The organism is Streptomyces sp. NPDC057682 (genome assembly GCF_042799575.1).
In the GTDB taxonomy this organism is placed as follows: Bacteria; Actinomycetota; Actinomycetes; order Streptomycetales; family Streptomycetaceae; genus Streptomyces.
Genome location: NZ_JBHVIN010000010.1, coordinates 247,629 through 261,583, shown reverse-complemented (window position 1 = coordinate 261,583; position 13,955 = coordinate 247,629). Strand labels below are relative to the sequence as shown.

The window sequence follows — 13,955 nt, the reverse complement described above, 5'->3', positions numbered from 1 at the left end:
CGTACGGACCGTCTCCTGTTGGCGTCGCCACGGGAGACGGTAGCTTCGGCTTTCGCTCAGGAAGACTTACCGAACTCCCTGTGGATGAATTCGAACAGCTCGTCGTCTGTCGCTGTCTCCAACTTGCGGGTTACGGGCACCTCGTCATCCACGGTCTGCCTGTCCCCCAGCGCCGACAGTAGGCTGCGCAGCCGGGCTTGGACGGCGTCGAGGTCGTGGTCTGGGGAAAGAGCTGAAATTCCGGCCTCAATCTTGTCCAGCTCCTGAAGAACTGCCTGGTCCGGAGCGAGCGGTGCGGGCTGCTCGCCGAGGAGTCCGGTGCGCAGCCGTGCGACGAGGTCCAGGGCCGTGGGGTGGTCGAAGACGAGGGTGGCGGGCAGTTTGACGCCCGTCGCCTTCGTCAGCCGGTTGCGGAGCTCCACGGAGGTCAGGGAGTCGAATCCGAGGCTCTTGAAGGGGCGGTCGACCTCGATGGCGTCGGGTTCGTCGTGGCCGAGGACGGCGGCGACGGCGGTCCGGACGAGTCCGAGGAGGGCGGCGTCGCGTTCGGCGGCCACCATGCCGCGCAGCCGGTCGGCGAACGCGTCGTCCGGCGGTCCGGCGGGTGCGTCGGGGCCGGCGCCGTCCGTTGCCGGGCCGCCGGTCGGGAGTTCGGCGAGGAGCGGCCGGGGCCGGGCGGCGGTGAAGCCGGTCGCGAAGCGCGGCCAGTCGATGTCCGCGACGGTGAGCAGCGTCTCGTCGTGTTCCAGGGCCTGGCGCAGGGCGGCGAGGGCCCGGTCGGGGGCCATGGCGTCGACGCCCCGGCGGCGCAGTTGTTCCTCGGCGGCCGGGTCGGCGGCCATGCCGCTGCCGGACCAGGCGCCCCAGGCGACGGAGGTGGCGGTGCGGCCGCGGGCGCGGCGGGACTGGGCGAGGGCGTCGAGTGCGGCGTTCGCGGCGGCGTAGGCGGCCTGGCCGCCGCTGCCCCAGACACCGGCGTTGGACGAGAACAGCACGAAGGCGTCGAGTGCGTCCTCGTCGAAGAACTCGCCGATCAGTTCGTCGAGATGGGTGGCGCCCAGGGTCTTGGCGGCGAGGACGTCCGCGCATTCGGCGGGGGTCATCTCGGTGAGCGGGGTGGCCTGGACGAGTCCGGCGGCGTGGACGACGGTACGGAGCCGGCGGCCCTCGTCGCGGAGTCCGGCCAGGAGTGCGGCCACCGCGTCCCGGTCCGCGACGTCGCAGGCGGTGATGGTCACGTCGGCGCCGAGCGCGGTGAGTTCCTTGTGCAGGGCGTCGGCGCCGGGCGCGTCGGCGCCCCGGCGGCCGGCGAGGACGAGGTGTCCGGTGCCGGCGGCGGCGAGCCAGCGGGCGATGTGGGCGCCGAGGCCGCCGGTTCCGCCGGTGACCAGGGCGGTGTCCCGGGGCTGCCAGGACCGGGCGGGCGGGGTGTCGCCGAGCGGTGCGGGCACCAGGCGGCGGACGAGGGCGCCTTGGCGGCGCAGGGCGATCTGGTCCTCGTCGCCGCGTCCGGCCAGGAGGTGGCGGAGCCGTTCGGCGTCGGGGGCGTCGAGTGCGGCGGGCAGGTCGACGAGCCCGCCCCAGCGGTCGGCCTGTTCCAGGCCGATGACCCGGCCCAGGCCCCAGATCTGGCGCTGTACGGGGTCGGTGAGCCGGTCGCCGGGGGCGGCCAGTTCGGCGGCGCGGGTCAGCAGCCACAGGGGCGCGTCGTCGTCCGTGTCGGCGAGGGCCTGGGCGAGTTGCAGGGTCGCGGAGACTCCGGCGGGGGTGGCGGGGTGCTCGGGGTGCGGGCGTACGTCGGTGCCGAGCAGGGAGACGACTCCGTGCGGCGGGCCGGCGTCGGCCCGGTGGCCGCGCAGCAGGTCGGTGAGGGAGGCGCGGGTCGCGGTGGCCGGGTCGACGGTCGCGGTCCGCAGGGTGACGCCGGGGGCGTCCGCCAGGGCGCGGCCGACCGCCTCGCACCACTCCCGGACGCCGTCGTCGGCGGTGCCGGGGAGGTCGGGGGTGAGCAGGAGCCAGGTGCCGGTCAGGTGGGCGGGGCGCTGTTCGGGCAGCGGGCGCCATACGGCGCGGTAGCGCCAGGCGTCCAGGGCGGCGGCGTCGCGGCGGGTGCGCCGCCAGGCGGACAGCTGGGGCAGCACCTCGCCGAGGGCGGCGGCGCCGACGCCGAGGGTGTCCGCGAGGGCGTCGGTGTCCTGCTGTTCGACGGCCGTCCAGAATCCGGCGTCGGCGGGGTCGGTGGTGGTCCGGTCCGGGGCGGGCGCGGCGGGGCGCGGCCAGTAGCGGCGGTGCTGGAAGGCGTACGTGGGCAGGCCGGCTCGGGTGGTGTCGCCGTCGGGGGACGCGGTGACCGCGTGCCGGTCGATGTCCACGCCGGAGCAGTGGGCTTCGGCGAGCGAGGCGGCGAAGCGGCGCGGGCCGCCGTCGTCGCGGCGCAGCGAGCCTCCTACGTAAACCTGTCCGGTGGCCGGGGTGTCGTCGGCGAGGTCGTCCACGGTCTCGCGGACGGGGACGGTGAGGACCGGGTGCGGGCTCATCTCCAGGAAGGCGCGGTGGCCCTGGCCGGCGAGGGTGCGGACGACGGGGTCGAGCATCACGGGGCGGCGCAGGTTGTGGAACCAGTACGCGGCGTCCGTCTCCGCGCCGTCGATCCACTCACCGGTGACGGAGGACAGCATGGGGATGGTGGGGCGCTGCGGCCGGATCGGGCGCAGCGCGGCGAGGACGTCGGCCTCGATGCGGTCGACGTGGGCGCTGTGCGAGGCGTAGTCGACGGGGATGCGCCTGGCGCGGACGCCGGTGTTCTCGCAGTGGGCGAGGAGTTCGTCGAGGGCGTCCACGTCGCCAGAGATCACGACGGAGGCGGGTCCGTTGACGGCGGCGACGGAGCAGCGGCCCTCGTAGCGGGCGACGAGGTCGGCGGCCGGTTCGGGGGCGAGCATCACGGAGACCATGTCGCCGCTTCCGGCGAGCGCGGTCAGGGCGCGGCTGCGCAGGGCGACGACGCGGGCGGCGTCGGGCAGGGTGAGGGCGCCGGCGACGCAGGCGGCGGCGATCTCGCCCTGGGAGTGGCCGATCACGGCGTGCGGGCGGACGCCGCAGGACTGCCAGAGCGCGGCGAGGGAGACCATGACCGCGAACAGCACGGGCTGGACGACGTCCACGCGGTCGTAGCCGGGGGCGCCGGGGGCGCCGTGCAGGACGTCGGTGAGCCGCCAGTCGACGTGGGCGGCGAGCGCGTCCTCGCACTCGGCGAGTTTCGCGGCGAACACCGGGGAGGAGGCGGCCAGTTCGGTGGCCATGCCGGCCCATTGGGCGCCCTGGCCGGGGAAGACGAACACGGTCCTGCCGGGTGTGCCCGCCGTGGCGGTGACGACGTGGGCGGATTCGCGGCCCTCGGCGAGCGCGGTCAGTCCGGCGAGCAGCTCGTCGGGGCCGGTGCCGATGACGGCGGCGCGCCGGTCGAGCGCGGCGCGGGTGGTGGCCAGGGCGCGGGCGACGGCGGCGGGGGCCGGTGCGCCGGGGGCGGTGACATGGGTGAGCAGCCGGGCGGCCTGGTCGGTCAGGGCCTGCGGGGTCTTGCCGGACAGCGTCCACAGCACCGCGTCGGAGAACGGGGCGGTGGGGGCGGGGGCGTCGGGCGCGGGTTCCCGGGTGTCGGGGGCCTGTTCCAGGATGACGTGGGCATTGGTGCCGCTGACGCCGAACGCGGAGACTCCGGCGCGGCGCGGCCGGTCCAGTGCGGGCCAGGCCCGCTGTTCGGTGAGCAGCCGTACGCCGCCGCCCGCCACACCGTCCCAGTCGACGTGCGGGGTGGGCGTGGAGACGTGGAGGGTCTTGGGCAGGGTGGCGTGGCCCAGGGCGAGGACGGTCTTGATGACGCCGGCGACCCCGGCCGCCGCCTGGGTGTGCCCGATGTTCGACTTGAGCGAGCCGAGCCACAGCGGCCGGTCGTCGGGCCGGTCCTGCCCGTACGTGGCCAGCAGAGCCTGCGCCTCGATGGGGTCGCCGAGCTTCGTCCCCGTGCCGTGGGCCTCGACCGCGTCGACGTCCTGCGGGGTGAGGCCGGACGCGGCGAGCGCCTGGCGGACGACGCGCTGCTGGGCGGGGCCGCTGGGGGCGCTGAGCCCGTTGGAGGCGCCGTCCTGGTTGACGGCGGTGCCGCGGATGACGGCGAGGACGGGGTGGCCGTTGCGCCGGGCGTCGGAGAGGCGTTCCACCATGACGACGCCGGCGCCCTCGCCCCAGCCGGTGCCGTCGGCGTCCTCCGAGAACGCCTTGCAGCGGCCGTCGGGCGACAGGGCGCGTTGGCGGCTGAACTCGACGAACGCGCCGGGGGTGCTCATCACGGACGCCCCGGCCACCAGCGCGGCACTGCACTCACCGGCCCGCAGCGCCTGGCAGGCCAGGTGCAGGGCGACGAGCGAGGCGGAGCAGGCGGTGTCCACGGTCATGGCGGGCCCTTCGAGCCCGAAGGTGTACGAGATGCGGCCGGAGAACACGCTGGCGGAGCTGCCGGTGGCGAGGTAACCGGCGACGTTCTCGTCGGAGTTGTGCAGGGCGGCGGGGTAGTCCTGGCCGTTGGTCCCGGCGAAGACGCCGATGCGGCTGCCGCGGACGGAACGCGGGTCGATCCCGGCCCGTTCGAAGGCCTCCCAGGAGCATTCGAGGAGGAGCCGCTGCTGCGGGTCCATGGCCAGGGCCTCGCGCGGGTTGATGCCGAACAGGTCGGCGTCGAAGTCCGCGACGCTGTGGAGGAAGCCTCCCTCGCGGGCGTACGAGGTGCCTTCGTGGGCGGGGTCCGGGTGGTAGAGGCCGGCGGTGTCCCAGCCCCGGTCCTCGGGGAAGGGGCCGATGCCGTCCGCGCCGTCGGTGAGCAGCCGCCACAGCTCCTCGGGGGTGCGGATGCCGCCGGAGAAGCGGCAGCTCATGCCTACGACGGCGATGGGTTCGTCGCCGGCACCGGTCCGGGGCGCCGGGAGGAGGGAGTCGTCGGCGGCGGCGCCGGTCAGCTCGTTCAGGAGGTGCTGGGCGAGCGCGTCGGCGTTGGAGTGGTCGTAGACGAGGGTGGCGGGCAGGGCGAGACCGGTGAGCGCGGCGAGCCGGCCGCGCAGGTCCAGGGCGAGCAGGGAGTCGAAGCCGAGTGCGGAGAACGCGGCCCCGGGTTCAACGTCGGCGCCGGAGGCGTGTCCGAGGACCTGGGCGGCCTGGGCGCGGACCGCGTCGAGCAGGGCGGCGTGCCGGGCCTGTTCGGGCAGGGCCAGCACCTCGCGCCGCAGGGTCGGCACGTCGCCGCCCGGCTGGTCGGCGCCGTCCTCGGGGGCGGCGAGTGTGGCGAGGAGCCCGCCGGACCGGCCGGCGGACATCCGCGCCCAGTCGGCGTCCGCGATCACCGTGCAGGGCGCGTCGCCGGTCAGGGCGTGGGTGAGCGCGGCGAGCGCGGCCGGGGCGGCCATGGGGCTGAGCCCGGTGTGCCGCATCCGTTCGGCGAGGTCGCCGTCGGCGGCCATGCCGTCCCCGGCCCAGGGGCCCCAGGCGACGGACAGCGCGGGCCGCCCGGCCCGGCGGCGCGTCTCGGCGAGCGCGTCGAGGTAGGCGTTGGCCGCCGCGTAGCCCGCCTGGCCGACGGAGCCGAGCGTGCCGGCGAGGGAGGAGAAGTACAGGGTGAAGGCGTCCGGCGCGCGGTCGGCCAGCAGCGTGTCCAGATGCGCGGCGGCCGTGGCCTTCGCCGCCCAGATGGCGTCCAGTTGGGCGCGGGTCATGGTGTGGAGCAGCCCGTCGTCGACGATCCCGGCCGCGTGCACGACGCCGTCGACGCGGACGCCGTCGGCGTCGAGTCCGTCGAGCAGCGCGGTGAGCGCGTCCCGGTCGGAGACGTCGCAGGCCGCGAGCGTGACGCGGACGCCCGCCTCGGTCAGTTCCTCGCGGAGCGCGGCGGCGCCGGGCGCGTCCGGGCCCCGGCGGCCGACGAGGACGAGGTGCCGGGCGCCGTGGCCGGTCAGCCACCGGGCGACGTGGCCGCCGAGCGCCCCGGTGCCGCCGGTGACCAGCACGGTGGCGCCCAGCGGCAGTTCGCCCGAGGCTCGGGCCGGGTCGGTCACGCGTTCCAGCCGCCGCACGGACAGCCCGGTGGCGCGGACGGCGATCTCGTGCTCGCCGGTCTGTCCGGCCAGCACACCGGCGAGCCGTTCGAGGTCCGGTGCGGCCGGACGGGCGGGCAGGTCGGCCAGTCCGCCCCAGCGGTCGGGGTGTTCGATCGCCGCGACCCGGCCCAGCCCCCACACGGCGGCCTGCTCGGGGTCCGGTGCCTCGTCGCCGTCCCCGGTGGCGACGGCCCCGCTGGTCACGCACCACAGCGGTGCCGTGACGGAGGCCTCGCCGAGACCGCGCACCACGTCCGCGAGCCAGCCGGTACGGGCGGCCCCGTCCCCGGCGGCCCCGGTCGGCAGGCAGACGACTCCGGCGGCCCCGGCGTGTGCGGCGAGCAGCGGCGCGAGGTCCGCGTCCGGGGCGAGCGCGACCGCTTCGGGTTCCGCGCCCGCGGCCCGGAGCGCGTCGACGAGCCCGGTGACGAGCGGGTCGTCACCGGTCCCGGGTGCCAGCACCAGCCAGCGCCCATTGAGCGGTCCGGGCCGTTCGGCGAGGGGGCGCCAGACGACCCGGTGGTTCCAGCCGTCCCGGGACTCCGCTCCCGCGCCCAGCCAGTAGCGCCGCCGCTGGAAGGCGTACGTGGGCAGATCGGTGACCCGCGCCCCGGCCGGGGCGAAGTACGCCTCCCAGTCGGCCTCGGCCCCGGCCGCCCACAGCTGGGCGAGCGCGGTGACGGCGGTGACGGGCTCCGGCTTGTCCCGGCGCAGCAGCGCGCCCACGGACGCGGCGTCCGCGTACGTCTCGTCGATGGCACCGGTGAGGGTGGCGTCCGGGCCCAGCTCCAGGAACCGGGTGACCCCGAGGTCCTTCAGCCGGGTCACGGCGTCCGCGAACCGGACCGTGCCACGAACCTGCTCGGTCCAATAGGCGGCGGAGAACCCGGTGATCTGCTCACCGGTCAGCGTCGACACGATCGGGATACGAGGCGTCTCGTACGCCACCTCGGCGGCGACACCCGTGAACGCGTCCAGCATCGGGTCCATCAGCGAGGAGTGGAAGGCGTGGCTGACCTCCAGCCAGCGCGACTGACGCCCCGTGAGCTGCGCGGCAACTGTCTCGACCGCCTCACGGGTGCCCGACAGCACCACCTGCCCCGGGGCGTTCACGGCCGCGACCGAAACCCCCTCCACCAGCAGCGGGGTGACCTCGTCAAGCGTGGCCCGTACGGCCCACATCGCACCGCCGGACGGCAGGTCCTGCATCAGACCGGCACGGGCCGCCACCAGCCGGCACGCGTCGGCCAGGGACAGCACCCCGGCGACATGTGCGGCGGCCAGCTCACCCACCGAATGACCGGCCAGGTAGTCCGGCCGCACACCCCACGACTCGACCAGGCGGTACAGCGCGACTTCGACGGCGAAGAGGGCCGGCTGCGCCCAGCCCGTGTTCTTCAACGCCTCCGCGTCACCGAATACGACGTCGCGCAGCGGCCGGTCCAGCAGGGCGTCGAAGTGCGCACACACCTCGTCCAACGCCTCCGCGAACACCGGGAAGGCGTCTGCCAGTTCACGGCCCATGCCGACCCGCTGCCCGCCCTGGCCGGAGAACACGAACCCGGTGAGGCCGTCACCGGCCGTCGCGGTCACCGTGCCGGGGGCGGGGGCCCCGTCGGCCAGGGAGCGCAACCGGTCGAGAAGGTCGTCGGTGCCGGTGCCGAGGACGACGGCGCGGTGCTCCAGGGCGGCCCGGGTCGTCGCCAGGGAGAGGCCGACGTCCACGGCGTCACGCCCGTCCGTCCCGGACTCCAGCCGTCCGGCCTGCGCGGCGAGAGCGGCGGGCGTCTTCGCGGACACCGGCCACGGCACCACCGGAAGGGTGACGTCCACGGACGGTTCCGGTACCAGGGCGGCGGGCGCCTCTTCGAGGATGATGTGCGCGTTGGTGCCGCTGATGCCGAAGGCGGAGACCCCGGCCCGGCGCGGCCGATCGCCGACGGGCCAGGCCCGTGCCTCGGACAGCAGTTCCACGGCGCCCGCCGACCAGTCGACGTGCGTGGACGGCGTCTGCGCGTACAGGGTCCTGGGGAGTTCGCCGTGGCGCATCGCGAGGACCATCTTGATGACGCCGGCGACCCCGGCGGCGGCCTGGGTGTGGCCGAAGTTCGACTTCACGGAACCGAGCCACAGCGGGCGGTCCTCGGGCCGGTCCTGGCCGTACGTGGCGAGGAGGGCGTGCGCCTCGATCGGGTCGCCCAGACGGGTGCCCGTGCCGTGCGCCTCGACCGCGTCCACCTCGGCGGCCGAGATCCCGGCGGTGGCCAGCGCCTGGCGGATGACGCGCTGCTGGGCGGGGCCGCTGGGGGCGCTGAGCCCGTTGGAGGCGCCGTCCTGGTTGGTGGCGGTGCCGCGCACCACGGCGAGGACGCGGTGGCCGTTGCGGCGGGCGTCCGAAAGCTTTTCCAGCACGAGGACGCCCGCGCCCTCGCCCCAGCCCGTGCCGTCCGCGTCGTCCGAGAACGCCTTGCACCGGCCGTCCCCGGCGAGACCGCCCTGCCGGCTGAACTCGGTGAAGCTGTCGGGGGTCACCAGGACGGCCACACCGCCGGCCAGGGCCATCGTGGACTCGCCGGAGCGCAGGGACTGGGCGGCCCAGTGCAGCGCGACCAGCGACGAGGAGCAGGCGGTGTCGAGCGTGACGGCCGGGCCCTCCAGGCCGAGGCTGTAGGCGACGCGGCCCGAGACGACGCTCGTGGCGTTGCCGACGAGCAGATGCCCCTTGACCTCCTCGGGGACGGACGGCAGCCCGCTGCCGTAGCCCATGCTGTTGCAGCCGATGAAGACGCCCGTACGGCTGCCGCGCACGGAGGACGGGTCGATCCCGGCGTGCTCGAACGCCTCCCAGGCCGTTTCGAGCAGGAGCCGCTGCTGCGGGTCGGTGGCCAGGGCCTCGCGCGGGCTCATGCCGAAGAAACCGGCGTCGAAGTCGATCGCGTCGTACACGAATCCGCCTTCGCGGACCCCGGCGACGTCGGTGGGCCAGCCCCGGTCGGTGGGCAGCGCGGACAGGGCGTCCGTTCCGGTGGCGAGCAGCTTCCAGAAGTCCTCGGGCGAGCGGATGTCGCCCGGGTAGCGGCAGCCGATGCCGACGATGGCGATCGGCTCGTCGGCCGCGCCGGAGCCGGTACCGGGAGTACCGGTCGTGTCCTGGGCGGCGGAGGTGTCCCCGAGGAGTTCGGTACGGAGGAAGGCGGCCAGCAGCCGGGGCTGGGCGTGGTCGAAGACCAGGGTGGCGGGGAGCCGGAGCCCGGTGGCGGTGCCCAGGCGGTTGCGCAGTTCCAGGGCGGTGAGCGAGTCAAAGCCGAGTTCCCGGAAGGCACGGCCCTGTTCGATGGCGTCGGCGTCCGCGTGGCCGAGTACGGCGGCGGCGTGGGCGCGCACCAGATCGAGCAGTTCGCGCTGCTGCTCGACCGGGGTGAGTCCGGCGAGGCGGCGGCGCAGGGTGTCGTCGGTGGCGTCCGGCCCGGTGCCCTCCGGCTGCCCGCCCGCCAGGGCGCGTACGGCCTCGGGGAGTTCGTCGAGGAGCGGGCGGGGGCGGGCGGACGCGAAGGCGGGCGCGAAGCGCTCCCAGTCCATGTCCGCCACGATCGCGGCGGTCTCGTCGCGCTCGACGGCGGCGCGCAGCGCGGCGAACGCGGAGGCGGGCGCCATCGCCCGGATGCCCCGGGCCCCCAGATGGCGGGCCATGGAGTCGTCGGCGGCCATGCCCGCACCACCCCAGGCGCCCCAGGCGACGGAGGTGGCGGTGCGGCCCGCCGCCCGGCGGCGGTGGGCGAGGGCGTCGAGGTGGGCGTTGGCCGCCGCGTAGACCGCCTGACCGCCGCTGCCCCAGACCCCGGCGCTGGACGAGAACAGCACGAACGCGTCCAGCGGCCGGTCACCGAGCAGGTCGTCGAGGTGGGTGGCACCGAGCGTCTTCGCCGCCAGGACGTCCGCGAGGCCGTCGGCGCGGTGCTCGGACAGGGGCGCGAACTCCCCGACGCCCGCCGCGTGCACGACCGCCGTCAGCGGATGCGCCTCGGGCACCAGGGCGAGGACGTCGGCGAGGGCCGCACGGTCCGCGACATCGCAGGCCGCGAGCGTGACGCCGACGCCCTGCCCGGTCAGTTCGTCGCGCAGCTCCGCCGCCCCGGGCGCCTCGGCGCCGCGCCGGCTGGTCAGGATCAGGTGGTCGATGCCCTCGGCCGCCAGCCAGCGGGCCAGTTCGGCGCCGATGCCGCCGGTGGCCCCGGTGACCAGCGCGGTGCCGTGCGGGCGCCAGCGGCGGACCCGGGCGTCCTCGGGCCGGGCGTGGACGAGACGGCGTACGAAGGAACCCGAGGCGCGCAGCGCGATCTGGTCCTCGCCGCCGTCGGCCAGCACGGCGGCGAGCCGCGCCGCGCCGCGTGCGTCGAGGAGTGCGGGCAGGTCGACGAGCCCGCCCCAGCGGTCGGGGTGTTCGAGCCCGACGACCCGGCCGAGCCCCCAGATCCCCGCCTGCGCCGCGCTGGGCTCCGGGTCGGAGGAGCCGATGCCCACCGCGCCCCGGGTGGCGATCCAGAGCGGGGCGTCGATGTCCGCGTCCCCCAGCGCCTGGACCAGCGCGACCGTGGCGGCGAGCCCGGACGGCACGGCCGGCTGCCCGGGGTACGCCCGCTCGTCGAGTGCCCCGAGCGACAGCACCCCGGCCGGCTGCGGCACGAGCGCGCGCAGCCGCTCGGCCAGCGCCTCCCGTCCGCCGTCACCGTCCGCCGTCACCAGGGTCCGCACCTCGGCCCCGTGCGTGCGCAGGGCGTCCAGGACACCGGCGGTGTACTCGGTCCCGGCCTCACTTTCGGGCAGGACCACCAGCCAGTCCCCGGCCAGCTCGGGCCGCCCGTCACCGGTGCGCCACGGGCGCCACTTCACCTCGTAGCGCCAGGAGTCGGTGGTGTCCTGCTCGCGCTGTTTGCGCCGCCAGTCCGCGAGCGCGGGCAGCAGCGGATCGATGACCGACGCCTCCGCGTCCAGCGTCCCGGCCAGCGCCTCCGCGTCGGCCCGCTCCACCGCCGCCCAGAACTCCCGGTCGGCGGCGGTCCCCTCGCCACCGGCGGCGGCCTCCTCGGCACGGACCTCGGGCCAGTAGGAGCTGCGCTGGAAGGCGTACGTGGGGAGGTCGAGGAGCGCCGGGCGGGTTTCCGGGAAAGCGGCCGTCCAGTCGACGTCCACACCATGGACCCACAGTTCGGCGACACCCGAGAGGAACCGGTCGAGCCCGCCGTCATCGCGCCGGAGCGACCCGGTCACGACGCTCTCGTCGGCTATCTCCTCGATCGCGGCCGACAGCACCGGATGCGAGGACACCTCGACGAAGGCCCCGTAACCCTCCGCCGCCAGCTTCTCGATCGCCTGGGCGAATCGGACCTGAGAGCGGAGGTTCGTCACCCAGTAGTCGGTGGTCATGTCCGAGCCGTCAGTGAACTCACCCGTCACCGTCGACAGCAGCGGAATCGTCCCCGCACGCGGGCTGATCCCAGCCAGGCTGCTGGTCAGCTCGTCGCGCAGCACATCCATCGCAGGCGAGTGGGAGGCGTAGTCCACCGCGATACGGCGAGCACGGAGCCCCAGCTCCACACACCGGGCCACAGCCTCTTCCACGGCCCCGATCTCACCCGAAATCACCACCTGCGACGGCCCGTTGACGGCAGCAACCGACACGCGGTCGCCCCACTCCGTCAAGATCTCCTCAACCTGAGCGACCCCGGCACCGACCGACGCCATCGTCCCGTCACCACTGGCCAGACCCGCAATCGCCCGACTCCGCACACAGACGATCCGCAGCGCGTCCTCAAGCGACAGCGCACCCGCCACATACGCGGCAGCGATCTCACCCTGCGAATGCCCGACGACCGCCGCCGGAGTCACCCCGTACGACCGCCACACCGCAGCCAGCCCGACCATCACCACGAACGAAGCCGGCTGCACCACATCGACCCGCTCCAGCGACGGCGCATCCGCACCACCCCGCAGCACATCGGTCACCGACCAGTCCACGAGGTCACCCATCGCGGCCTCACACGCGGCCACCACATCAGCGAACACCGGAGACTCATCCAGCAGCCGGGCCCCCATGGCAACCCACTGCGCACCCTGACCCGGGAACACGAACACCGACCGGCCCACCGGACCGGACACCCCCGATACCACGGAGGCCGACGGCTCACCCGCAGCCAGGGCCGCAAGGCCGGAACCGTAAGAGCCCAGCACCACGGACCGGTGCTCGAACCGCGCCCGGGTCGTCGCCAGCGACCACCCCACCGACACCGGATCAGCATCGGCATCGGCACCGCCCACCAGAGCACCCAGCGCCTCCGCCTGCCCCCGCAGCGCGGCGGCACTCCGACCCGACAGCAGCCACGGAACCACCGGCAGGGCCGGGGACGGGGCCTCGGGAACGTCCTCGTCGGGGGCCTCCTCCAGGATCACGTGGGCGTTGGTGCCGCTCATGCCGAACGCCGACACGCCCGCGCGCCTGGGCTGTGCGCCGCGCGGCCACTCCCGGGCCTCGGCCAGGAGCTCCACCGCACCGGACGACCAGTCGACATGGGACGACGGGGTGCCGAGGTGCAGGGACTTCGGCAGGAGGTCGTGGCGCATCGCCTGGACCATCTTGATGACACCGGCGACGCCTGCGGCGCCCTGGGTGTGGCCGAGGTTGGACTTGACCGAGCCGAGCCACAGCGGGCGGTCGGCGGGGCGGTCCTGGCCGTAGGTCGCCAGGACGGCCTGGGCCTCGATGGGGTCGCCGAGCGTGGTGCCGGTGCCGTGGGCCTCGACGGCGTCCACATCGGCGGAGGTCAGGCGGGCGTTGGCGAGGGCCTGGCGGATGACGCGCTGCTGGGCGGGGCCGCTCGGGGCGGTGAGGCCGTTCGAGGCACCGTCCTGGTTGACGGCCGTGCCGCGCACCACGGCCAGGACGCGGTGGCCGTTGCGGCGGGCGTCCGAGAGGCGTTCGACGAGGAGCAGGCCGACCCCTTCGCTCCAGGCCGTGCCGTCGGCGTCCTCCGAGAAGGGCTTGCAGCGGCCGTCGGGGGCCAGGCCCCGCTGGCGGCTGAACTCGCGGAAGGTGGACGGGCTGGTCATCAGCTGGGCGCCGCCGGCCAGGGCCAGTGAGCATTCGCCGGACCTGAGGGACTGCACGGCCAGGTGCAGGGCCACCAGGGAGGTGGAGCAGGCGGTGTCCACGGTCACGGCCGGGCCTTCGAGGCCCAGGACGTAGGCGATGCGGCCGGAGGCGACGCTCGTGGCGACGCCGGTGGCGAGGTAGCCCTCGGTGTCGATGCCCGACTCGTGGACGAAGGGGCCGTAGTCCTGGCCGGTGGCCCCGGTGAAGACCCCGGTGGCGGTGCCGCGCAGCGAGGCCGGGGATATCCGCGCGCTTTCCAGGGTCTCCCAGGCGACTTCGAGGAGCAGCCGCTGCTGGGGGTCCATGGCCAGGGCCTCGCGCGGGGAGATCCCGAAGAAGCCCGCGTCGAAGCCGGCGGCGTCGTGGAGGAAGCCGCCCTCGCTGACGTAGGTGGTGCCGCGCCGGTCGGGGTCGGGGTCGACGAGGGAGTCGGTCTCCCAGCCGGGCCGGTCGGGGAACGGCGAGATGGCGTCCCCGCCGCCGGCCAGCAGCTCCCACAGCCGCTCGGGGCTGTCGGCTCCGCCGGGGAGCCGGCACCCCATGCCGACGATCGCGATTGGTTCGCGCGCGACCTGTTCGAGGCGCTCGTTGCGCTGCTTGAGCTGTTCGTTGCTGCGCAGCGCGGCACGCAGAGCGTCGACGATCTTGTCCGAGGGTGCGGTCAT

The 13,955-nt window shown here is 75.2% G+C and carries 1 protein-coding gene; it reads right to left on the bottom strand.

Features of this window, described 5'->3' with window-relative positions; translation table 11 throughout:
- Positions 1–56: 56 nt before the first annotated feature.
- Complete coding sequence (locus ACFVDM_RS20480) at positions 57–13,955, bottom strand: type I polyketide synthase (RefSeq protein ID WP_383641585.1); 13,899 nt, start codon at positions 13,953–13,955, stop codon at positions 57–59.

Coding starts and splice junctions, on each gene's coding strand:
- ACFVDM_RS20480 (WP_383641585.1), bottom strand. CDS start 13,955: ATGACCGCACCCTCGGACAAGATCGTCGACGCTCTGCGTGCCGCGCTG.